At 67.8% G+C, this 22,544-nt stretch carries 19 protein-coding genes; 9 read left to right on the top strand and 10 right to left on the bottom strand.

The annotated features are described in order from the left end of the window. Positions 1–67: 67 nt before the first annotated feature. From gnd to dnaA, 3 genes are all read right to left on the bottom strand, one after another. A complete protein-coding gene (gene gnd, locus ABZ622_RS07405) occupies positions 68–946 on the bottom strand; it encodes a phosphogluconate dehydrogenase (NAD(+)-dependent, decarboxylating) (RefSeq protein ID WP_093895043.1) in 879 nt (292 codons plus the stop codon). Positions 947–1,094: 148 nt separating this feature from the next. Beyond that, positions 1,095–2,225 (bottom strand): DNA polymerase III subunit beta, encoded by a 1,131-nt coding sequence (dnaN, locus tag ABZ622_RS07400; RefSeq protein ID WP_072487582.1) that lies wholly within the window; start codon positions 2,223–2,225, stop codon positions 1,095–1,097. A gap of 1,067 nt (positions 2,226–3,292) precedes the next feature. Continuing rightward, positions 3,293–5,092: a chromosomal replication initiator protein DnaA gene (dnaA, locus tag ABZ622_RS07395; protein WP_360541286.1), complete on the bottom strand. Its 1,800-nt coding sequence runs from the start codon at positions 5,090–5,092 to the stop codon at positions 3,293–3,295. Positions 5,093–5,472: 380 nt separating this feature from the next. On the opposite strand from dnaA, the gene rpmH reads away from it, so the two are divergent. The 9 genes from rpmH (at position 5,473) to ABZ622_RS07350 (ending at position 12,383) form a co-directional block, all read left to right on the top strand. Beyond that, the gene (gene rpmH / locus ABZ622_RS07390) at positions 5,473–5,610 is read left to right on the top strand and encodes a 50S ribosomal protein L34 (protein ID WP_030930485.1); all 138 of its coding nucleotides are present in this window, start codon (positions 5,473–5,475) and stop codon (positions 5,608–5,610) included. Between the two features lie 18 nt (positions 5,611–5,628). Continuing rightward, the gene (gene rnpA / locus ABZ622_RS07385) at positions 5,629–6,000 is read left to right on the top strand and encodes a ribonuclease P protein component (RefSeq protein WP_360541284.1); all 372 of its coding nucleotides are present in this window, start codon (positions 5,629–5,631) and stop codon (positions 5,998–6,000) included. Continuing rightward, positions 5,997–6,356, top strand: coding sequence for a membrane protein insertion efficiency factor YidD (gene yidD, locus ABZ622_RS07380; RefSeq protein WP_124719872.1), 360 nt, complete (start codon positions 5,997–5,999; stop codon positions 6,354–6,356). The genes rnpA and yidD overlap by 4 nt, the downstream gene beginning before the upstream one ends. 3 nt (positions 6,357–6,359) lie before the next feature. Continuing rightward, complete coding sequence (gene yidC / locus ABZ622_RS07375) at positions 6,360–7,622, top strand: membrane protein insertase YidC (protein WP_360541282.1); 1,263 nt, start codon at positions 6,360–6,362, stop codon at positions 7,620–7,622. Positions 7,623–7,636: 14 nt separating this feature from the next. Next, positions 7,637–8,146, top strand: coding sequence for a R3H domain-containing nucleic acid-binding protein (locus ABZ622_RS07370; RefSeq protein ID WP_124719874.1), 510 nt, complete (start codon positions 7,637–7,639; stop codon positions 8,144–8,146). Positions 8,147–8,256: 110 nt separating this feature from the next. Beyond that, positions 8,257–8,973, top strand: a complete 717-nt coding sequence (gene rsmG / locus ABZ622_RS07365) for a 16S rRNA (guanine(527)-N(7))-methyltransferase RsmG (RefSeq protein ID WP_360541280.1) — start codon at positions 8,257–8,259, stop codon at positions 8,971–8,973. Between the two features lie 309 nt (positions 8,974–9,282). Further along, the gene (locus ABZ622_RS07360) at positions 9,283–10,359 is read left to right on the top strand and encodes a ParA family protein (protein ID WP_124720173.1); all 1,077 of its coding nucleotides are present in this window, start codon (positions 9,283–9,285) and stop codon (positions 10,357–10,359) included. After that, on the top strand, positions 10,356–11,468 hold the full coding sequence (locus ABZ622_RS07355; RefSeq protein ID WP_360541278.1) for a ParB/RepB/Spo0J family partition protein: 1,113 nt from the start codon (positions 10,356–10,358) through the stop codon (positions 11,466–11,468). The genes ABZ622_RS07360 and ABZ622_RS07355 overlap by 4 nt, the downstream gene beginning before the upstream one ends. Before the next feature lie 297 nt (positions 11,469–11,765). Then, positions 11,766–12,383: a GNAT family N-acetyltransferase gene (locus tag ABZ622_RS07350; RefSeq protein WP_360541276.1), complete on the top strand. Its 618-nt coding sequence runs from the start codon at positions 11,766–11,768 to the stop codon at positions 12,381–12,383. 118 nt (positions 12,384–12,501) lie between these two features. Here ABZ622_RS07350 and trxA read toward each other — a convergent pair whose 3' ends face one another. The 7 genes from trxA to ABZ622_RS07315 all read right to left on the bottom strand — a co-directional run bounded on the left by trxA (position 12,502) and on the right by ABZ622_RS07315 (position 22,375). Continuing rightward, a complete protein-coding gene (gene trxA / locus ABZ622_RS07345) occupies positions 12,502–12,831 on the bottom strand; it encodes a thioredoxin (RefSeq protein WP_360541274.1) in 330 nt (109 codons plus the stop codon). A gap of 47 nt (positions 12,832–12,878) precedes the next feature. After that, complete coding sequence (trxB, locus tag ABZ622_RS07340; RefSeq protein WP_360541272.1) at positions 12,879–13,841, bottom strand: thioredoxin-disulfide reductase; 963 nt, start codon at positions 13,839–13,841, stop codon at positions 12,879–12,881. Between the two features lie 134 nt (positions 13,842–13,975). Further along, positions 13,976–14,932: a hypothetical protein gene (locus tag ABZ622_RS07335; RefSeq protein ID WP_360541270.1), complete on the bottom strand. Its 957-nt coding sequence runs from the start codon at positions 14,930–14,932 to the stop codon at positions 13,976–13,978. Continuing rightward, on the bottom strand, positions 14,929–15,633 hold the full coding sequence (sigM, locus tag ABZ622_RS07330) for an RNA polymerase sigma factor SigM (protein WP_360541268.1): 705 nt from the start codon (positions 15,631–15,633) through the stop codon (positions 14,929–14,931). Before sigM ends, ABZ622_RS07335 begins: the two co-directional genes overlap by 4 nt. A 380-nt stretch (positions 15,634–16,013) precedes the next feature. Continuing rightward, on the bottom strand, positions 16,014–17,741 hold the full coding sequence (locus ABZ622_RS07325) for a protein kinase family protein (RefSeq protein ID WP_360541266.1): 1,728 nt from the start codon (positions 17,739–17,741) through the stop codon (positions 16,014–16,016). Positions 17,742–17,868: 127 nt separating this feature from the next. Beyond that, on the bottom strand, positions 17,869–20,028 hold the full coding sequence (gene murJ, locus ABZ622_RS07320) for a murein biosynthesis integral membrane protein MurJ (protein WP_360541264.1): 2,160 nt from the start codon (positions 20,026–20,028) through the stop codon (positions 17,869–17,871). A gap of 49 nt (positions 20,029–20,077) precedes the next feature. Beyond that, a complete protein-coding gene (locus tag ABZ622_RS07315) occupies positions 20,078–22,375 on the bottom strand; it encodes a DUF6049 family protein (RefSeq protein ID WP_360541262.1) in 2,298 nt (765 codons plus the stop codon). Positions 22,376–22,544: the final 169 nt, after the last annotated feature.

The following is a 22,544-nucleotide window of genomic DNA, read 5'->3' as shown; positions in this document are numbered from 1 at the left end:
CCCGGCTTCCTGCTCCGTGCTTCGTGGAGCGGACCGGCCGCCGTGGCCCGGCCCGCTTCCCGTCGCGCTACTTCTTGTTCTCGACCGCGTGGCCACCGAACTGGTTGCGCAGCGCGGCGATCATCTTCATCTGCGGGGAGTCGTCCTGGCGCGAGGCGAAACGCGCGAAGAGCGACGCGGTGATCGCGGGCAGCGGCACCGCGTTGTCGATCGCGGCCTCCACCGTCCACCGGCCCTCGCCGGAGTCGGCGGCGAAGCCGCGCAGCTTGTCGAGGTGCTCGTCGTCGTCCAGCGCGTTGACCGCCAGGTCGAGCAGCCAGGAACGGATGACCGTGCCCTCCTGCCAGGAGCGGAAGACCTCGCGCACATCGGTGACGGAGTCGACCTTCTCCAGGAGCTCCCAGCCCTCGGCGTAGGCCTGCATCATGGCGTACTCGATGCCGTTGTGGACCATCTTCGCGAAGTGGCCGGCGCCGACCTTGCCCGCGTGGACGGAACCGAAGTCGCCCTCGGGCTTCAGCGCGTCGAAGACCGGCTGGACCTTCGCCACGTTCTCGGCGTCGCCGCCGTACATCAGCGCGTAACCGTTCTCCAGGCCCCAGACGCCGCCGGAGACGCCGCAGTCCACGAAGCCGATGCCCTTGATGCCCAGCTCGACCGCGTGCTTCTCGTCGTCGGTCCAGCGGGAGTTCCCGCCGTCCACGACGATGTCGCCGGGCGAGAGGAGACCGGCGAGCTCGTCGATGGTGGCCTGGGTCGGGGCGCCGGCCGGAACCATGACCCAGACGACCCGGGGGCCCTTCAGCTTGCCCACAAGCTCTTCGAGGCTGTGGACATCGGAGACGTCCGGGTTGCGGTCGTAACCGATGACGGTGTGGCCTGCGCGGCGGATGCGCTCGCGCATGTTGCCGCCCATCTTGCCGAGGCCGACGAGACCGAGCTCCATCAGAGATTCCTTAAGCGTTGTGCCGATTCGTACCCGAGGACGAGCCTACGCCCGGCCGGGGACGGATCGACGGGCATGCTCGGCGCCGAGCGTGCCCGTCGGGAACCGCCGTGACAGGACCGTTGACCGGATCGGCCGGGGAGGCGGATCAGCCGGAGAGGCGGACCGGCATGATCAGGTACTTGTACGCGTCGTCCGCCTCGGCGTCCACGGCCGGGCGGCCGCTGAGCAGCGCGGGCTTGGTGGACGTCGTGAACGAGAGCTGGGCGACCGGGGAGTCGATCGCGCTCAGCCCGTCCAGCAGGAAGGTCGGGTTGAAGGCGATCGAGATGTCGTCGCCCTCCAGCACCGCGTCGACCCGCTCCACAGCCTGTGCGTCGTCGCTGGAACCGGCCTCCAGGATCAGCACGCCCTGCTCGAAGCTGAGCCGCACCGGGGTGTTCCGCTCGGCGACGAGGGCCACGCGCTTGACGGCCTCGACGAACGGCGCCGTCTCGATGACCGCGACCGAGTTGAACTCGGTGGGGAAGAGCGTGCGGTACTTCGGCAGATCACCTTCGAGCAGCCGTGTGGTCGTACGCCGGCCGGCGCCCTCGAAACCGATCAGCCCCTCACCGGCACCAGAGCCGGACAGCGCCAGGGTGACCGTGTCACCGCTGGTCAGGGCCTTGGCGGTGTCCAGCAGCGTCTTGGCGGGCACCAGGGCGACCGCGGAGGCGTCCGGGTTCTCCGGCTTCCAGAGGAACTCGCGGACCGCGAAGCGGTAGCGGTCGGTCGAGGCCAGGGTGACGGTGTCGCCCTCGATCTCGATCCGCACACCGGTCAGCACCGGCAGCGTGTCGTCGCGGCCCGCGGCGATGGCGACCTGGGCGGCGGCCGAGGCGAAGACCTCGCCGGGGACCGTGCCGGTCGCGGTCGGCATCTCGGGGAGTGCCGGGTACTCCTCCACAGGAAGGGTGTGGAGTGTGAATCGCGAGGAGCCGCAGACCACGGTCGCCCGTACACCGTCTGTGGAAATCTCCACCGGGCGGTTGGGGAGGGCGCGGCAGATGTCGGCGAGCAGCCGGCCGGAGACCAGCACCGTGCCGTCCTCCTCGACCTCGGCGTCCACCGAGACCCGGGCCGAGACCTCGTAGTCGAAGCTGGAGAAGCTGAGGGCGCCGTCCTCAGCCTTCAGCAGAAGGCCCGCAAGAACGGGCGCCGGCGGACGGGCCGGGAGGCTACGGGCCACCCAGGCCACAGCCTCCGCGAGTACATCGCGCTCCACCCGGATCTTCACCGGAACCGCCTCCTGCTGTTGCTCGCTCGCCCTGCTGGCCTTCGTCGTCTGATCGCGTCTTTTGCCGCCGAGGCAGCGAGGACGCCGGGGACCAGTCTGACGTACGGCACCGACACTCGGTGCTGCTCGGGGTCAAGTCGCGACAAGAGGTTCGGAGAGCTCCGGCGCCGAGTTGTGCACAGGCCCCACTTCGAAGCGGATTCCGGGCTAACTCTATGTGGCAGTAGTAGTAGGGCCTGTGGAAACCGTGGATAACGTCGTTTCCGCAGGTCAGGTCATGTTTTTTATCCACTGCCCCTGTGGGTGGCACCGGTGGACAACACGGCGCTTCTGTGGACACAGGAAAGTTCTGCACACCCGATGCACAGGACAGGGGGGTTTCTCCCCAGGGCTGTCCCCAGCTTTACCCAGGTTCCCCACAGCCCAACCGACCCTCTTGGTGTGACGCCTTTCACTCGGCGCGGTGAAAGGCGGTGCCGCGTTGCCGAACAGTGGACAGAGGTGTGGAGAAGCGGCGCGGAGCTGGGGACAAGACGGCTCGGCCTGTGGGTCGCCGGTGGACAACTTCATCCACGCCCTGTGGACGAATATTTTGTCCACAGGCTGTGGATCATTGTTGACCACAAATCCCCAACCCCTTGACCTGGCCTGATGGAGTATCGGCAGTCGCCCCTGTGGAAGCAATATGGACAACTTCCGGATCCCCAGGCTGTGGAGGAAGAAAACTCCCCAGATCTGTGGAGAACCGGCGGTCAGCGGCAGGTATTCGAACACCGCGGCGGCGTCGGACCGGCGGCAGCGGCTCGGGGGCGGGTCTCGGGGCGGGGGCTGAGGCGGCTGCGGACGGCTCCGAGGCGGCATTCAGGAGGTCTCAGGGCCGGTTCAGGGCGGTCTCAGGACCGGCTCGGGGCTGGCTGACGACCGGCTGAAGGCCGACTGAGGACCGGCTGAGGACCGGCTCTGAGCCGGCTCGGGGCTGATTCCGGGTTGCTCTCCGGACAACGGAAAGGGCGCCCGAGAAACCCTGTCGAGGGTTGCTCGGGCGCCCTTCCGGCGCGTGCGGTGCGTCAGCCGTTCTTGATGCGGTTGGTGAGCTCGGTGACCTGGTTGTAGATGGAGCGCCGCTCCGCCATCAGCGCGCGGATCTTGCGGTCCGCGTGCATCACCGTCGTATGGTCGCGGCCTCCGAACTGCGCGCCGATCTTGGGCAGCGAGAGATCGGTGAGCTCCCGGCAGAGGTACATGGCGATCTGGCGGGCCGTCACCAGCACCCGGCTGCGCGAGGTCCCGCAGAGATCGTCCACCGTGAGACCGAAGTAGTCCGCCGTCGAGGCCATGATGGCCGTCGCCGTGATCTCCGGGGCCGAGTCCTCGCCTCCCGGGATCAGGTCCTTCAGCACGTGCTCGGTCAGTCCGAGGTCCACCGGCTGCCGGTTGAGGCTGGCGAAGGCCGTGACCCGGATCAGCGCCCCCTCCAGCTCCCTGATGTTCCGGGAGATGCGGGAGGCGATGAACTCCAGTACCTCCGGCGGGGCGTTGAGCTGCTCCTGCACCGCCTTCTTACGGAGGATCGCGATCCGCGTCTCCAGCTCGGGCGGCTGCACATCGGTGGTCAGGCCCCACTCGAAACGGTTCCGCAACCGGTCCTCCAGGGTCACCAGCTGCTTGGGCGGCCGGTCGGAGGACAGCACGATCTGCTTGTTCGCGTTGTGCAGAGTGTTGAAGGTGTGGAAGAACTCCTCCTGCGTCGACTCCTTGCTCGCCAGGAACTGGATGTCGTCGACGAGCAGGATGTCCACGTCCCGGTACCGCTTGCGGAAGGTGTCGCCCTTGCCGTCGCGGATCGAGTTGATGAACTCGTTGGTGAACTCCTCGGAGCTCACGTACCGCACCCGGGTGCCGGGGTAGAGGCTGCGGGCGTAGTGCCCGATGGCGTGCAGCAGGTGGGTCTTGCCGAGCCCGGACTCCCCGTAGATGAAGAGCGGGTTGTACGCCTTGGCGGGGGCTTCGGCGACCGCGACCGCGGCCGCGTGCGCGAACCGGTTGGACGCGCCGATGACGAAGGTGTCGAAGAGGTACTTCGGATTCAGCCGTGCCGCCGGCTCGCCGGGTCCGGGCGTGGGAGTGGGCTGCGAGCCCATCGGCCCGGTGGCGCCGCCGGGCCGTCCGGTGCCGGCGCCGCCCTGCCGGTGCTGGGGCTCCTGCATGTCGTGGTGCTCGGCGCGCTGCCGCTCGTAACCCTGGCGCTCGGGCGGCTGCGGCCGGTAGTCGCGCTGCGGCTGCTGGCGGCCGCCGGCGTACGGCTCGCGCCACTGCTCCGCGGGGGCCTCGCGGTCCTGGAATCCGCCGAGCCGCGGCTGCTGCCAGGAAAGGTCCTCCTGGGTGCGCGGCCACGCGCCGGGTTCGGGGCGCTGCTGCTGGTAGTCGGGGTAGGCCGGCCGGGCGGTCGGCATGCCGTCGTCGGAGGGCCGGTGTCCGTACCCGTCGTACGCGTCGTTGTGCTGCCGTTCGTCGTGCTGCGGCCCCTGGTAGCGGTGCTGCTGAGGCTGCTGGGGCTGGTGCATCGGAGGCGCGGGCGGGCTCGGCGGCTCGCCCGCGGAGTCGTCGACGGTGATCGCGATGCGGATGGGGCGGCCGCATTCGCGGCTCAGCGTCTCGCTGATGAGCGGCGCGAGCCGGCCCTCCAGGACGCGCTTGCCCCATTCATTGGGTACTGCGAGCAGCGCCGTGTCGGCGACCAGGGCGAGCGGCTGGCAGCGCTCGATCCACTGCTTGTCCTTCGGCTCGATCCCCTGCTGGCCCTCCCCGAGGAGTTGCTCCAGCACTCGCGGCCACACTGCGGCAAGATCGGCAGGTACGTCAGCCACAGGGCACGCTCTCTCGCTGGTCCCACGAATGTGTGGTTCTCGGGACGGGATGGGTCGGGACGGGTGAGGACCGGCAGGCAGTAAGAAAAGAACCGGAGCTCAGCCACGGTAGTCAGGGCGACCCGCGTGGTTCAAGTTGTTGTCCACAGCCTGTGCACAGTGGGGGGTGCTGTGGAGCCGGTTTGACCGGATGGCGTAGCCGCGCGTACCGTGACCAGGTCGAGTTGTCGATGGCTGCTGCCGCCTGCCTCCGATGGGCAATGATCACGATCTGTGATTGTGAAGCGGTGCACTAGAGCGTTTACGCGAGTCTCTCGTGGGCGCACGGTGACAGCCAGGCGATGTCCCGCCAACACACGAGTCATTTCTGGAGCCCCCTAGTGAGCAAGCGCACCTTCCAGCCGAACAACCGCCGCCGCGCGAAGACCCACGGCTTCCGGCTGCGTATGCGCACCCGTGCCGGCCGCGCGATTCTCGCGTCCCGCCGTGGCAAGGGTCGCGCCAACCTGTCCGCCTGATCGCATACAGGTCATGACGTGCTGCCTACCGAGAATCGGCTGAGGCGGCGCGAGGACTTCGCGACCGCAGTACGCCGAGGACGCCGGGCCGGCCGCCCGCTACTCGTCGTTCATCTACGCAGCGGTGCAACGGACCCGCACGTGACTGGGGAGAATGTTCCCCCGCCGCGTGCGGGTTTCGTTGTCAGCAAAGCAGTGGGTGGAGCGGTTGTGCGCACAGCCGTGAAGCGCAGGCTTCGCCATCTGGTCCGCGAACGGCTTGCCCTGCTGCCCCCCGGTAGCCTGGTTGTCGTACGAGCGCTGCCCGGAGCGGGCGACGCCGACCATGAACAGCTGGCCCGAGACCTGGACGCCGCTTTGCAGCGGCTGCTGGGAGGGGGCGCGCGATGAAGTACCCGCTGCTGGCTCTTATCAAGCTTTATCAGTGGACGATCAGCCCACTTCTCGGGCCTGTCTGCCGTTACTACCCGTCGTGTTCCCACTACGGATATACGGCGATCGACCGGCACGGAGCGATCAAGGGAACCGCGCTGACGGCCTGGCGCATCCTTCGGTGCAATCCGTGGTCACCCGGCGGCGTGGACCATGTTCCACCACGCAAACGTCCGCGTTGGCATGAACTGCTGCGTAATGCCATGCGCGGTGGCAAGGGCGGGGACTCCGCCGCTGATGTGCCTGTCCGGGGATCGGTCTCCGAATCCCCGAGCCAGGCCGCAGAGACTTCGCCCAATGCTCAAGGAGCCTGATTAGTGGACACGATTGCCAGTCTGTTCAGCTTCATCACCTGGCCCGTCTCATGGGTCATCGTCCAGTTCCACAAGATGTACGGGGCGATCTTCGGCCCTGACACCGGCTGGGCCTGGGGCCTGTCCATCGTGTCGCTGGTGGTGTTGATCCGGATCTGCCTGATCCCGCTTTTCGTCAAGCAGATCAAGTCGACCCGCAACATGCAGGTGCTCCAGCCGAAGATGAAGGCGATCCAGGAGCGCTACAAGAGCGACAAGCAGCGTCAGTCCGAAGAGATGATGAAGCTGTACAAGGAGACGGGTACCAACCCGCTCTCCTCGTGCCTTCCCATCCTGGCGCAGTCGCCGTTCTTCTTCGCCCTGTACCACGTGCTGTCGGCCATCGCCTCGAACAAGAAGATCGGTGAGATCGACCAGGCGCTGCTCGACAGCGCCCGTCAGGCACACATCTTCGGTGCTCCGCTCGCTGCCAAGTTCATGGACAGCGAGGAGAAGGTCCAGGCGCTCGGCGCCTCTCTGACCGACGTCCGGGTCGTTACCGCGATCATGATCGTGATGATGTCGGCCTCGCAGTTCTTCACCCAGCGCCAGCTGATGACGAAGAACGTCGACCTGACGGTCAAGACGCCGTACATGCAGCAGCAGAAGATGCTGATGTACATCTTCCCGGTGATCTTCGCCGTCATGGGTATCAACTTCCCCGTCGGTGTCCTCGTCTACTGGCTGACCACCAACGTCTGGACCATGGGTCAGCAGATGTACGTGATCAACCAGAACCCGACCCCGGGCAGCAAGGCGCAGGACCATTACCTGGGACGTCTGCTGAAGAGCGTCACCGCTCACGGCGAAGTCCGCGGCAAGACCCGGCGCAACACCGTCAAGCGGATCGTGTCCAAGGGCCCGGACCGCAATGACATCGAGCGGAAGTTCATCACGGGGCTGGCCAAGCTGGGCCTCGCCGCCCAGGAGGACGGCACCGTGGTCAAGAGCGACACCGCTGCCGCCGAGGCCGAGGGCGGAGCCGCGCAGCGGCGTCAGCAGCCCAAGCGCCAGACCAAGTCCCAGCGCCAGACCGGTACCGCGCAGGCGGGGACCAAGGACGCCGACTCCACCGAGTCGGGTTCCAAGACCTCCCTGCAGAAGCGGGATGCCGCACAGGACGAAAAGTCCAAGCCGGCGGGCAAGCCCGCGTCCGGCTCCTCACGCCAAGCCAAGTCCGGACAGCGCAAGGGCCCGCAGCGGCCCAAGCACCCGTCCAAGAAGTAAGAAGGAGTCCATCCGTGACGGAAGGCACCACCTCCACGGCCGCTGAGGGCAGCGACACCTTGACCCGCCTTGAGCAGGAGGGCGAGATCGCAGCGGACTACCTTGAGGGTCTGCTCGACATCGCCGACCTCGATGGCGACATCGACATGGATGTCGAGGCGGACCGGGCCGCGGTCTCGATCATCAGCGACTCGGCACGTGATCTGCAGAAGCTCGTGGGCCGCGACGGTGAGGTGCTGGAGGCGCTCCAGGAGCTGACGCGGCTTGCCGTTCACCGGGAGACCGGGGACCGCAGCCGGCTGATGCTCGACATCGCGGGCTTCCGGGCCAAGAAGCGGGCGGAGCTCGCCGAGCTGGGTGCCAAGGCCGCGGATGAGGTCAAGAGCACCGGCGAGCCGGTGAAGCTGGACCCGATGACGCCGTTCGAGCGCAAGGTCGTGCACGACGCGGTTGCGGCCGCCGGCCTGCGCAGCGAGTCCGAGGGCGAGGAGCCGGAGCGCTTCGTCGTCGTCCTCCCGGCCTGACCGGACCCTAGTTCTGTCGGCCCCGTCTGTTCGCAGGCGGGGCCGATCTTTGTCAGCCTGATAGATCAGCCACCCACAGTGCGGTAGTGCGGTATGGAAGGACGGTTCCCGTGACGGCGGAAGTAGAGCTTCCCCAGGCGCCCGAAGGGGCGCGGGCGGTTTTCGGCGAGTTCTTCCCGGAGGCTGTCCGCTACGCGGAACTGCTGGCCGACGCCGGGGTGAAGCGGGGGCTGATCGGCCCGCGTGAGGTGCCGCGGCTGTGGGAGCGGCATCTGCTGAACTGCGCGGTGCTCTCCGAGGTCGTGCCCGAGGGCGTCACGGTCTGCGATGTGGGCTCGGGGGCCGGCCTTCCCGGCATCCCGCTGGCGCTGGTGCGCCCGGACCTCGAGATCACCTTGCTGGAACCCCTGCTCCGGCGCACGAATTTCCTCCAGGAAGTGGTGGAGCTGCTGGGCCTGGACCATGTGACGGTTGTGCGTGGTCGGGCCGAGGAGGTTCTGGGCTCGCTCCAGCCGGTGCACGTGGTGACCGCCCGGGCCGTGGCACCGCTGGACCGGCTGGCCGGCTGGGGCGTTCCGCTGTTGCGTCCGTACGGGGAGATGCTGGCCCTCAAGGGGGACACCGCCGAGGAGGAGATCGCCGGGGCACGTGCGGCCCTGGGCAAGCTCGGAGTGGTGGAGACCGAGGTGCTGCATGTCGGAGAGGGCGTGGTCGACCCGATGTCCACCGTGGTGCGTGTGGTGGTCGGTGAGAGTCCGGGCGGTGTGAGGTTCGCCGCAAAGCGGGCCAAGGCAGCCAGGACGAGCCGTACGAGGCGTCGTCGCTGACATCTCCACTCACTCCGCGGGGTCGAGTGCTACGTGCAGTACATGCCGTCTGCCGGTTGCGAGTCCGGTACGCATGTGAGGTCCGGTACGTAGCTGTATGCACCCATACGGAGTGTCGTGCCCCTGCAGCCAGGCTGCGGGGGCATCGTGTTTCACGTGAAACGTCGCTCTCTGCTGCATGGAATCATCAGCCGCGGTCGCGCGGCTGCCGCGCCGCGGCATCGCAGGCCCGTTAGGACTACGGAGTTGTCCACAGAAGTGGATTCATCCACAGAAGAGCGGGCCTCGCTGGTTCACGACCCCGAAAGCATGGCAGGCTCTGCTCATTGCGAGCCTGAAGTCGAGGAGAGTGAATCCTTGCGGTCCGACGCCAACATCGCGGGACCGATGACCGATCCGGTCCCCGGTCCCCGAACCGAATCGGCGGGGGACGGTGTTTCACGTGAAACACCGCCGCCGATGGACGACACACCCATCGGTCGCGCGGCCCAGCTGGCGGTTGAGGCCCTTGGCCGCGCCGGCGAGGGCCTGCCCCGTCCTGACCGGACGCGCGTCATGGTGGTGGCCAACCAGAAGGGCGGAGTGGGCAAAACGACCACGACGGTCAATCTTGCTGCCTCGCTCGCGCTTCACGGCGCCCGTGTTCTGGTGGTCGACCTCGACCCGCAGGGGAATGCCTCTACGGCTCTGGGTATCGATCACCATGCTGAAGTCCCCTCTATCTATGACGTCCTGGTGGAGAGCAGGCCGCTCTCCGAGGTGGTTCAGCCCGTACCGGACGTCGAAGGCCTCTTCTGCGCCCCCGCCACCATCGATCTCGCCGGTGCGGAGATCGAGCTGGTGTCGCTGGTGGCGCGGGAGAGTCGACTGCAGCGGGCGATCCAGGCGTATGAGCAGCCGTTGGACTACATCCTCATCGACTGCCCGCCTTCGCTCGGTCTGTTGACGGTCAATGCCCTGGTCGCCGGGGCCGAGGTGCTGATCCCCATCCAGTGTGAGTACTACGCGCTGGAAGGGCTGGGCCAGCTGCTGCGGAATGTGGACCTGGTACGGGGGCATCTCAACCCCGATCTCCATGTGTCGACGATCCTGCTCACCATGTACGACGGCAGGACCAGGCTCGCTTCTCAGGTCGCGGAGGAGGTGCGCAGCCACTTCGGCAAGGAGGTGCTGCGGACGAACATTCCGCGATCGGTGCGGATCTCGGAGGCGCCGAGCTACGGGCAGACCGTGTTGACCTATGACCCGGGTTCCAGCGGGTCGCTTTCGTACCTTGAAGCGGCGCGTGAGATCGCCCTGCGGGGCGTCGGGATCCACTACGAGCCCCAGCATGCCCGGACGGGCATGGGGAACAGCCAGCAGAGCACTTCGGAGGGGATTCAGTGAGCGAGCGTCGAAGAGGGTTGGGGCGTGGGCTGGGTGCCCTGATCCCCGCCGCTCCGCAGGAGAAGCAGGTGCCATCCATGGGGATGGGATCGACCTCTGCCGGGGCGAATCCTGTACTGACGGTGGAGCGGGGGGTGGCTGCGGCAAAGCTGGCCGCTCGTACGGGCGCTCCCATCGTGCCGGAGCCGAGTGCGCCGGTGTCGGGGTCCGGGGTGGCCACCGATTCGGTGGAACCTGCCGCAGCGTACTTCGCCGAGATTCCTATCGGCGACATCACTCCGAACCCCCGCCAGCCCCGTGATGTGTTCGACGAGGACGCGCTCGCGGAGTTGGTGACCTCCATCAAGGAGGTGGGCCTCCTCCAGCCCGTCGTCGTGCGGGAGGTGGGGCCGGAGCGCTACGAGCTCATCATGGGCGAGCGGCGCTGGAGGGCATGCGGTGAGGCGGGCCTGGAGCGGATTCCGGCTATCGTCCGGGCCACGGACGACGAGAAGTTGCTCCTGGACGCGCTTCTGGAGAACCTCCACCGGGCTCAGCTGAACCCGCTGGAGGAGGCAGCCGCGTACGACCAGCTGCTCAAGGACTTCGAGTGCACGCATGACGAGCTGGCCGACCGGATCGGGCGTTCCCGGCCGCAGGTGTCCAACACGCTGCGTCTGCTGAAGCTGTCGGCTCCGGTACAGCGGAGGGTGGCGGTCGGGGTCCTTTCGGCCGGTCATGCGCGGGCCCTGCTGTCCGTGGACGACTCGGAGGAGCAGGACCGGCTGGCCCATCGCATTGTGGCCGAGGGGCTGTCGGTGCGTGCGGTCGAGGAGATCGTGCGGCTCATGGGCTCCAATCCCACGAGCCCTGCCAAGGCCAGGGGGCCGCGGGCCGGCGGCCGGGTGTCACCCGCCCTGTCCGAACTCGCCACCCGGCTCTCGGACCGCTTCGAGACCAGGGTGAAGGTCGACCTCGGTCAGAAGAAAGGGAAGATCGTCGTCGAGTTCGCATCGATGGAGGATCTGGACCGCATTCTCGGCAGCCTGGCACCGGGCGAGGGCCGTGTGCTGGATCAGGCACCGTCCGAGGACTCCGCTGAGGAATGCGCTGAGAAAGACGAGGGCTGACCCTGCCTCTGGGGTTGTCGGGCGGGCTGTGTTCCGGTTGTTACTGGAACACAGCCCGCCCTTTGCTTTTTCTCGGTGTCGGCTTCATTCCTGGGTGGATACGATGCGTTCTGATATGGCACATCCGGCTTGACCGCCTTGGCAGGAGGGTCATGCGATCAGTGAGCCGCAGCCGACTGATGACAGTCGGGCTGGGCCTGGGGCTGTCGGAGGGTTCGTCGGCAGCCTGCTTCTCGAACAGGGTGCACTGACCGTCGCATGCGATGCGGCGGGCGAAGGAAGCGAGGAACAGCCTTCATGGGGCGTCGGCTCGTACCGCTCACACTGGACAACCTTTCCGATCTCCCCAGACGATGCCGTGCGTGTGTCTTCTGGGAGCTTGATCCGGTCAGTGGGGAAGCTGCGGTAAAGGCGGGGACGCCCGAGCTGGAGAAGGAAGCCTGGATCTCGGCCGTTCTCCTGGAGTGGGGGTCGTGCGGCCGGGTCGTCTATGTCGACGATGTGCCGGTGGGCTATGCGCTCTACGCCCCACCTGCCTATGTGCCGCGTTCGACCGCGTTTCCCACCAGCCCCGTCTCTTCCGATGCCGTGCAGCTGATGACTGCCTGGATCATGCCGGGCTACCAGGGACAGGGGCTGGGACGAGTGATCGTGCAGACCGTCGCCAAGGATCTGCTGCGCCGGGGTTTCAAGGCGATCGAGGCGTTCGGTGACGCCCGGTGGAAGGAGCCGGCCTGTGTGCTTCCTGCGGATCATCTGCTGGCAGTCGGCTTCAAGACCGTTCGGCCGCATCCCGTCCATCCGCGGCTGAGACTGGAACTGCGTACGACGCTGTCCTGGAAGGAAGACGTCGAACTGGCACTGGACCGGCTGCTGGGCGCAGTGCAGAAGGAGCCGGCGCTCAGGCCACTGTGATCCGGGATCGCATGACGGTCCGATCCCCATGACGATCCGAGAGCCCAGGGCAACGTGAAACGGGTCCATCCCCTGAGGGACGGACCCGTTTCACGTGAAACATCGGCGTGCGGTATGCCTAGCCGAGGAAGGCCTCAAGGTCGCGGACGATCGCGGCCTTCGGCTTGGCACCGACGATGGTCTTCGCGACCTCGCCGCCCTGGTAGACGTTGAGGGTCGGGATGGACATGACGCCGTACTTGGCAGCCGTGGCCGGGTTCTCGTCGATGTTGAGCTTGACGATCTCGATCTGGTCGCCGTGCTCGGCAGCGATGGCCTCCAGGGACGGGGCGATCTGGCGGCACGGACCGCACCAGGCTGCCCAGAAGTCCACCAGTACGGGCTTCTCGCTCTTCAGGACGACCTCGTCGAAGGAGTCGTCGGTCACGTTCTTCAGGGCGCCGGCCACGGCGGCCTCCTTAACTTCTTGGGGTGTAGTGGGGTGAGAGGCGTGAGTCAGACGGTGGCCGCAGCGGCCTTCTCGCCATCGGCGAGTGCGGCCAGAAAGCGCTCGGCGTCGAGAGCGGCCGAGCAGCCCGTACCGGCGGCCGTGATGGCCTGCCGGTAGGTGTGGTCGACGACGTCACCGGCACCGAAGACACCAGTCAGGTTGGTCCGGGTCGAGGGGGCGTCGACCTTGAGGTAGCCCTCTTCGTCGAGGTCGAGCTGGCCCTTGAAGAGCTCGGTGCGCGGGTCGTGGCCCACCGCGATGAACAGGCCCGTCACCGCGAGCTCGGACGTCTCGCCGGTCTTGGTGTTCCGCAGGGTCAGACCGGACAGCTTCTGCTCGCCGTGTACGCCGGCAACCTCGCTGTCCCAGGCGAACTTGATCTTCGGGTCGGCGAAGGCCCGCTCCTGCATGGCCTTGGAGGCACGCAGCGTGTCCCGGCGGTGGACGATGGTGACCGACTTGGCGAAGCGGGAGAGGAAGGTCGCCTCCTCCATCGCGGTGTCGCCACCACCGACCACGGCGATGTCCTGGTCCTTGAAGAAGAAGCCGTCACAGGTGGCGCACCAGGAGACGCCGCGTCCGGAGAGAGCGTCCTCGTTGGGCAGGCCAAGCTTGCGGTGCTGGGAGCCGGTCGTCACGATGACGGCCTTGGCGCGGTGCACTGTACCGGCCGTGTCCGTGACCGTCTTGATGTCTCCGGCGAGGTCCACGGAGACGACGTCGTCCGGGACGAGCTCGGCGCCGAAGCGCTCCGCCTGGGCGCGCATGTTGTCCATGAGCTCGGGGCCCATGATCCCGTCCTGGAAGCCCGGGAAGTTCTCCACGTCGGTGGTGTTCATCAGCGCGCCACCGGCGGTGACGGCGCCCTCGAACACCAGCGGCTTCAGCGAGGCGCGTGCGGTGTAAAGGGCGGCCGTGTAGCCCGCAGGGCCGGAGCCGATGATGATCACATTACGGACGTCGCTCACGGGTTTCTTCCTCGTCTCTGCAGACTGCCTACTGTCCACGCCTACTGGGGCCGGTTCAACGACTCTCACCCCACCCAACGGATCCTACGGGGGATGCATTCCCCGACGTGCCGAGGCAGCTACCGGCGGGATTCTCAGTGGCGTGGGTAGGTGCGGGTCAGCAGGAGTTCACCCTTGCCCGCAGGCTTCGCCTGGACGCAGGCCGCATCGACGACGTACGCCTGCACCCGGGCCGCATCGGACGGGTGCGGGAGAACGACGAGGAAGACATCCGTTCCCTCGTAGGTACCTTCCTCCACGGCGAGGGCGGCAGTATCACGTCCGGTGCCCTGCTCCACGCAGGGCGGGACGGGCACGGTGGGTGCGCGCAACGGAGTCTGGGGCGACTCGGATCCGGCAGAGGCGCTCTTGGGCGTCGATTGCGCACCGGTGGACGGCGTCTGCTCCTGGGCCCCCACACCGTCCGCCGACTTCGACGGTTTCGAGCCGGTGCTCAGAAGAAGCGTGTGTACCCGGTCCTCAAGCGTGGACTCCGAGAACGTCCCTCCGCCGCTCTCCCCCGCGCTGGAACTGCGGTCGGCTGCCTTGAGGCTCCCGGAATTCTGGGAGGGCTGGACGCTCTGCAGCAGGAAGACGCTCACACCGACCACGGCCGCGCCGAGAGCGGCCCCGAGCACGGCTGAGCGACGACGGCGCCCGAGCGGCCGGCGGCCGGGGCCGGTGGTCGCCCGGGGGCGTCCTGCGGGACGGTCCGAGGAACTGGGCTCCGTGTTCGGCTTCGCTGCTGCCGGCCGCTCTGTTTCACGTGAAACATGCTTCGAGCCGGAGGGCATCGTGATGCCGAGAGCGGCCTCGGTGGCGAGTGCGGCGTCGATACGGTCCGCGATGTCGTCCGGCATACGCTGCGGCATGGGCACGGTGCCGAGCAGCTCGCGGATCTCCATGAGAGAGGCATGGACCTCACTGCAGAGTGCGCAGCCGTCCACATGGTCGCGTACCTCTGTCGCCCGTGATGGTGGGAGTAGTTCCTCCGTCAGGTCGGAGATCTCCGTGACATCCGGATGCTGGGTCGTGTCGGCCGTTGATGTCATGTGCGCCCACCTCCGCCTTTCACTGAAGCGGGATCGCTTGTGGCCGCATCTCTCGGCCCCGATGGCGGTGGGACGGATGTACGCGGCGTCCGGTTCCTTGTGGCCGTCTCGTCGGCTCCCGCGACCTCGCCGCGCAGATGAGTGAGCAGCGGGGCCAGCCGGGCCCGCCCCCGCGCGCAGCGGCTCTTCACGGTGCCTGTCGGTACGTCGAGGATGCGTGCCGCCTCGGCCACGGGGTAGCCCTGCATGTCCACGAGGACGAGTGCGGCCCGCTGCTCGGCGGTCAGGGTGGCAAGCGCCGCAAGCAGCTCGCGGTGCAGGTCCTGGCGCTCTGCCGGTGCCTCCGCGGACTCATGCGGTTCCAAGAGCTGCTCGAACCGTTCCGTGTCATCGATCGGCGCGGTCCTGCGGCTGGCCGCCTTGCGGACCCGGTCGAGGCAGGCGTTGACCGTGATGCGGTGCAGCCACGTCGTGACGGCGGACTGACCGCGGAAGGTGTGGGCGGCCCGGAAGGCGGAGACAAGAGCGTCCTGAACGGCGTCCGCGGCTTCCTCGCGGTCCCCCAGGGTCCGTATCGCCACGGCCCACAGCCGGTCGCGGTGGCGCCGTACGAGCTCACCGAAGGCGTCCGGGTCACCGGCCACATGGCGAGCGAGGAGGTCTGAGTCGCTAGAGCCGGGTTCTAAGGATTCAGCAACCACGCGATACCCCTAAGTGCCTAAAAGTAACCGTAACCTCGGGCTTTCGCGAAGTGGGTCGTCCAATGCTAGATCAGGAAAGCGGAAAGTGCCCCTGATCGGAAAACTCCATGGCCAGGTGGGCATGGCCAAAGTAGCCCCCGGTGGCGTGTGCTGTCAGGCGGCTGCCGGGATGAGGGTACGCCGCGCAGGGGGTGGAGCTGTGGCGGGCGGGCTCGACCGGCGGCGCAGACCTGCTGCGGCGCCCTCCACAACGAGTGGTGGGAGATCGAGACCACGCCGGACGAGCTGAACCGTTGCACGGTCTGTGAAGTTTGAGTTTATGGAGAATGTGCGGCATCGGTGAATGGGGGGGGCGAGTGTGATGACCCGTGAGCAGGTGGTCAGCCCATGAACTTAACATCGGTGATGGATTGTTTGTAGCCTGCCCCGCTGTAGCGATCGGCGGGTGACTTCGGCATATCGGTAAGCCATACGAGAACGAACCGGGTCTTCACCGGGTTCTTCGTTTGCAGTTTCGCTTCCGTGCCGGTTGTCTCGGTCGTTGCGATCTTCTGCATCGACGTCAGCGGCGTTGATGAGTTGAGAGAGTCGGCCGCGTAGAGCGAGGTGGTGGTGTGATCGCCGCCGAATTGGAATTTTACGGAGGCTGACGAAATGAACTGAGCAGAATCGAGTTCATACACGATGCCGACGCCCTGTTTGAAGGGAGCCAATTTGGGGCCGTCTATGAAGCTCTTGGACCGCCAGTACGTCGCGCTGTCGTCGTCGTACGTCAGGTGGACGTCGCCGGGGTGCTGTGCCTTTCCATCCGGAAAGTACTCGACCGCGTCCTTGACCGTGAGCAGTTGGCCCGTGGGCTCCTTTTTGCCGTCGTCACCGTTTTTCGGGTCGGTCTGTGAGCTGCCGGGGTCACCCGTGTTGTTGTAGTGGTCGAGCAGAGTCTCGGCGAGCTGCCAGCTGCCGAGGCCCAGGGCCGCGATCAGCAATGCGGAAACGGCCCACTTGAGAGCCTTGCCGGTGCGGCTCTGGAGCGGCGCCGGGGGTACGGCCATCACGGGCGTGGTCACGGATACGCCGGGACGGGCGGACGGGCGCCCGTAGGAACCCTGCTGATAGGTCGTGCGCTGATACTCGGGAGGTGCCGTGAAGACGGGCTCCGGAGGACGGATGCGGGGCATCGCGGCAACGGCCCTGGCCAGCTCGTCCGGCGTCGTGCACGGCTGCTCCTGCCGGGAGGCAGTCGCGCCGTCGTTGGCGAGGGCGCGCATGGCGAGCTCGGAAAGGCCGCGGTGGACGCCCGCGCGCACCTGGTCGGGGGCGATCAACCCCACGCCCTTGGGCAGCCCGGCCAGGCCGTACGCGTCGCTCTCGTACGGCCAGCGGTGGGTCAGCGCGGCGTACAGCAGAGCGCCGATGGCCTCGGTGTCCGCACGCTGGGGACCGTCGGAGGTGATGCCCCGCAGGGCGGCGTTCACCGCGAGACCGCGGATCCGGTACTGCCCGGTCGAGCTCCGCAGCACCGCCCCCGGGGTGAGCCTCAGATGCGAGAGGCCCTCCCGATGGGCTGCCGCCATGGCCTGGGAGACCTGGCTGACGAGCTGGTAGGCGTCGTGCGCGTCCATCGGCCCCGAGGCCAGCAGAGAGGTGAGCTCGGTGGCGTCGGGGAGCCATTCGTGGACGACGTAGACGAGGTCGTCCTCCTCCACCGCGTCGAGGACCTGCACGAAGCGCGGGTCACCGAGCAGCGCGGAGGAGCGGGCCGCGGCCAGCACGGAGCGGGCACGTGGGTGGTCGGCCGGAAGGAGATGGACGCCCACCGCGCGGCGCAGCTTCTCGTCGACAGCGCGCCAGCTGCTGAAGCCGTCCAGACGGGTGACGCACTCCTCCAGCCGGTAGCGTCTGGCAAGTTTGTGCCCACTGTGCAGGTCAGGGGTCGGCAGGGTGACCTCGGAATCGATGCGTTCACCATCCGTGTCCTGCGGCTTCGTGCCCTTGGTGTCCTGAGCTTCTGCCGTCCCGTCGGTCGTGGCCTCGTCCGCCTTGGCGGTCAGCGGTTCATCGCCGCTGTTGTCGGCCACGTCGACGGCAGCCGTGCTACGTTCCGCCACCGTCGTTCCTGCCTCCCCATCCGTTGCGCGATGCCAGCCAGCTCTGCACAGTCACGCCAATTGTGCCCATACTCCGGCGCTATGCACGACACGCAAGGGGCGGTGATGGTTGTGCGGTGGTTGATTCTCAGCGACCGAGTCGCCCTCGGACCATGCCGACCATGCCGTTGATCTCCTCGATTCGCATCCGCTTGGCGGCGACGAAGAAGACGCCGAGCAGTACGGCTCCACCGCAGATCAGGGCGGCGAGCGAACCGAAGGCACCCTCGCCGAGACCCAGGAGAACGGCGAAGCCCACGCCGCCGCCGAGTACCGCTGCCGGGATCGCGGCCAGGCACAGCCGGGCGTAGGTACGCACGACATGGGCACCGTCCAGATCCCCGCCCAGGCGGTTGCGCAGCCGCCGCCAGGCGATGCCCACGCCGACGGCGTAGGCGAGCCCGTACGAGGCGGCCATGCCGACCACGGCCCACCGGGCGGGCAGGACCAGATAGCAGAGGGCCGAGGCGGCCGCGTTGACCGCGGCGACGATGACCGTGTTGTAGAAGGGCGTGCGGGTGTCCTCGTACGCGTAGAAGCCGCGCAGCACGACGTACTGCACGGAGTACGGGATCAGGCCGAGGCCGAAGGCCATGAGGATGAAGCCCATGGAGCGGGCGGCCTCGGTGCCGGCGGAGGCGTACAGGAGGGTGCACATCGGCAGGCCGAGTGCGAGGAACGAGAACGCGACCGGCACGATCGCGACGGCCGAGTTCCGCAGCCCCTGGGAGATGTCGTCACGGACGGCGCCCGGGTCGTCGTCGTGGGCGGCGCGGGAGATGCGGGGCAGCAGGGCCGCCATGACGGAGACGGTGATGATCGCCTGCGGCATGCCCCAGATGAGCTGGGCGTTGGAGTAGGCGAGGAAGCCGGTGCCGTCCTTGCCGGACAGCTTGCCCGCCGATGTCGCGAGCTGAGTGACGACGATCACACCAGCCTGGTTGGCCAGCACGAACAGGACGGTCCACTTGGCCAGCTTGACCGTCTTGCCGAGCCCGTGTCCCTTCCAGTCGAAGCGCGGGCGGAAACGGAACCCGGCCTCGCGCAGGTACGGGACCATCGCCAGGGCCTGTACGACCAGGCCGAGCAGCGTGCCGATGCCCAGGAGCCGGACGCCCTCCGGCGGAATGGTCTGGACGCCCATCTGGGACTCGGCGGACGTGCCGTAGACCCAGATGAACATGCCGAACGTGAAGATCATGACGATGTTGTTGAGGACCGGGGTCCACATCATCGCGCCGAACTTGCCGCGGGCGTTGAGGATCTGGCCCATCACGACGTGCACGCCCATGAAGAAGATGGTCGGCAGGCAGTACCGGGCGAAGGTCACGGAGACGCTGTTGGCCGCGGTGTCCTGGGCGATCGTCGGCGACATCATGTGGATCAGCCACGGAGCGGCGAAAACCGCGATCGCGACGATCACGCCGAGCGCGACCATGACGAGGGTCAGCAGCCGGTTGGCGTAGGCCTCGCCACCGTCCTCGTCGTCCTTCATGGAACGGACGAGCTGGGGCACGAAGACCGAGTTCAGGCCGCCGCCCACGGTGAGGATGTAGATCATCGTGGGCAGGGTGTAGGCGATGGTGAAGCTGTCGCCGAGCAGCGCCGCACCCAGCGCGGCGGTGATCACGAGGCTGCGGACGAATCCGGTGAGGCGGGACACAAGGGTGCCGGCCGCCATCAGCGCGCTGGACTTCAGTATCCCGGAGGCCCGGCCGCCGGACTTCGGCGGAGCGGGCGCCGGGGCCGGCTCGGGCTCAGCGGGGACGGGGGCGGACCCTGCCGGGCCCTCCTGGTCCCGGAAGAGGTGCGCGAAGGCATCCGGCTGCTCGTCGTCCCGGGACGCCTGACTGACGAGGTCGTCCACCCCGACGAACTGGGTGGTCGCCGGATCGTCGCCGTACGGCAGATGCCGCGACGGTCCGCCGGGCTCGGGCGGCGGGGTCTGCGCCCAGATACGCGGATCGGGCGGGTACTGGGCCGCGGGCGGCTGCTGGTAGAGGGGCTGGGGCTGTTGGTAGGTGCCCGGGGGCGGCGGCGGGTGTGCGGCCCGGTCGTACAGCGCCTCGGTCACCGGGTCCTGGACGGACAGGTCCTGAGCGCGGTAGGGATCGCGGTCGTAGGCGTCCTGCAGGTACGGATCGAGCATCGGTGGAACCTGGCCAGGTCCTGGGGGCACCGGGGGCCCGCCGGAAGACCCGGCTCCGCCCGCACCCTGACTGCGGTCACCGTCGTACGGCGCGTTCATCGAAACCCCACCTCATCGTCCCCGGCCGACCGGCCACGACAGACATCGCTCAACGTTCCACTTTCTCACCCGAGCCCGACGGCTCCCCGCTTTCCGGACCGGTGTCCGGAGTCGGGTCACTCGGCTGCTCGGGTTCGCCGCCGTCTTCGCCGGACGCGCCGCCCGCGTTGGCACGTTTGCGATGGGTGTACATCCTGATGCCCGCGAGGACCAGGAGCAGCAGCCCGCCGGCGATGACCAGCAGCACGGTCGGAGTGAGCTCGGAGACCTTCACCGTGAAGGTCATCGCTCCGCCGTACGGCGTGCCGTCCTCGGTGTAGAGCTGCGCCGTCATCTGCACCTGGCCGTTGACGTTGGCAGCCGCGTCGAACTTCACGGACTGGCTGTGGCCGGCACCGATCCGGATCGGCTGCTCCGCCACGGCCCCGCCGTCGTTCAGCTTGAGGCGGGTCGCGTTCTCCGACTTCAGCCGGAGAACGAGATGGTCCACGCCCTGCAGCAGCCTGTTCTGCACGGTCACCGGGATCGTGGCGCTGCGGCCGGACAGGGTGACGTCCGACTTCGAGATGAGCTGGACCTCGCCGACGAGGTCCTGCAGATAGCCGCGGACCGAGTCCCGGTACTGCTGGGCCTCCAGCGGCCTGCCGCGCCACGACGTCGACATGGACCGGTTGAGCGCGTTGCCGAAGGGGGTCACCACCCGCTCGGGCTGGGTGAGGATGACCTGGAAGTTGTTCAGCGACACCTGGGTGGACTTGATGTCCTGGAAGGCCTGGGTGGGCAGCTCCTGGCTGCGGAGCTTCTTCGGGTACTGGGAGGCCCCGGGGACGCTGGTCGTCGCGTCCGCGTCGGGCTTCGCCCCGGCCGCGTCCACCAGCCCGAGGGGCTGTGTCCAGCGCCCGTCGTCGAGCCCGTGCAGGGCGCGGGCCATCGACTGGGCCTGGGCCACGGTGGGCATCCGCTGCGGTGCGACGACGATGCTCCGCTCGGTGTCCGTGTCCTGCTCGGCCAGGGCGAGCGTCAGAGCGAGGAACTTCTGCACGGCGAGGGTGGACGTCCCCGCCTTCGACATGTCGCCCTGGAAGGCCGTGGAGAGCCGGGCATCGGCGACGACCGCGGTGGTTCCGCCGCCGATCGGCCGGGCAGCGGTCGGTGTGTACGTCAGACCACCGGTCTCCTGGAGGCTGTCGCTCCGGGCGATCACCTTGTGGGCTCCGGCCGAGGTGGCGACGTCGACGACCGACGGGTCGATCGCTCCGTCGACGGGCCACGCGAAGTCGGTCGACGGCTTCACATGGAGGATCGTCTGTACCGTCGTCCCGGCCACTTCGGTGGCGGTCTGAAGGTGGCTGAGGGTGCCGGAGACGTTTTTGCCACGGTGTGCGATGGACGCCAGATCGGGGTCGGCGAACGGCAGCGCGACGACCTTCCCGTCCGTCACCGCGGCCTCGAGCGAGGTGAGCCACTGCTTGGCGACGGCCTGGTTCTTTCCGGCGACAGTGGTGTCGCCGGACTTGACGCGGTAGTTCCCCGTCATCGCGTCGACACTGGCCAGCAGGTCCGGGTCGATCACCCAGGTCACGGGCAGTTGGCTGCCCAGCGACACCAACTGTTCGAGCCGTCCGCCCGGAGCCAGCTCGGCGGCCAGGTCGTCGTCCGCGAACACGGGCGTCTGCTGATCGTCGGTGCCCGTCTCGGCGGTGACATGGGCCGAGGCGATGAGCGGCCAGAGGTAGGTGACCTTCGTCCGGGAGTCGCGCTCCTCCTCCTGCCAGGGCAGGAAGGTGCGCTGGATCCCCAGCACCTGGTCGTACTGGACCCGGGAGGTCTGTCCCGTCAGCGAGACACCGAGCTGGTAGATGCCGTCGTCGCCGAGCCCCAATTTGCCGACCGGGACGGAGAGCGTGAAGTCCTGGCTGATCCCGGAGGACAGCTTTGCGAACTTCACCGTGTACTTGCCGCCGATCGGGGCGGGGTCGCTGCCGGGCACGTACCTGGTGCGCCTGGCGGCGGTGTCGATCTCCGTCCGGCTGCCGAGCTTCGGGCCCACCCGCAGGTCGACCACGGCCTGCGTGATCGCGTCCTTGCCCCGGTTGGTCACGGTGCCCGAGACGGTCAGGGTGTCCCCCTTGACCGGCGCGCTCGGAGCCAGGGCGTTCAGGGCCACGTCCACCGTTTCGGACCCGGTGCGGGCCTTGCCGGTCCCGCCGGCCTGTGCCGTAGGTGCGGCCGGACCGGCCAGCAGCGCCGCGACGAGCGGCGCCCCGATGATCAGGGCGGCGGTGCGCCGCAGCCACCGGCGGGCAGGAGAGGGACCGATTCCCTGAATGTCTGCCGCCTCGGCCACGCGCCTACCCGTCCCTCGTCGTCGTCAGCTGGTGTCGATGCTTGTCGGTTCTTGCGTCCACGCATGGTAACGATGTACGCGGGTGCCAAGTGCTGGGGAGTTCGCTACATGATCGGAAGAGTCTTGCAGGGTGGACCGAAACCAGGGCGACCGGGCCGGTCCGGGCACG

It is taken from the genome of Streptomyces sp. NPDC007164 (genome assembly GCF_040634135.1).
In the GTDB taxonomy this organism is placed as follows: Bacteria; Actinomycetota; Actinomycetes; order Streptomycetales; family Streptomycetaceae; genus Streptomyces; species Streptomyces sanglieri.
The sequence above is the reverse complement of the archived record's forward strand: the minus strand, read 5'-3'. Positions and strand labels throughout refer to the sequence as shown.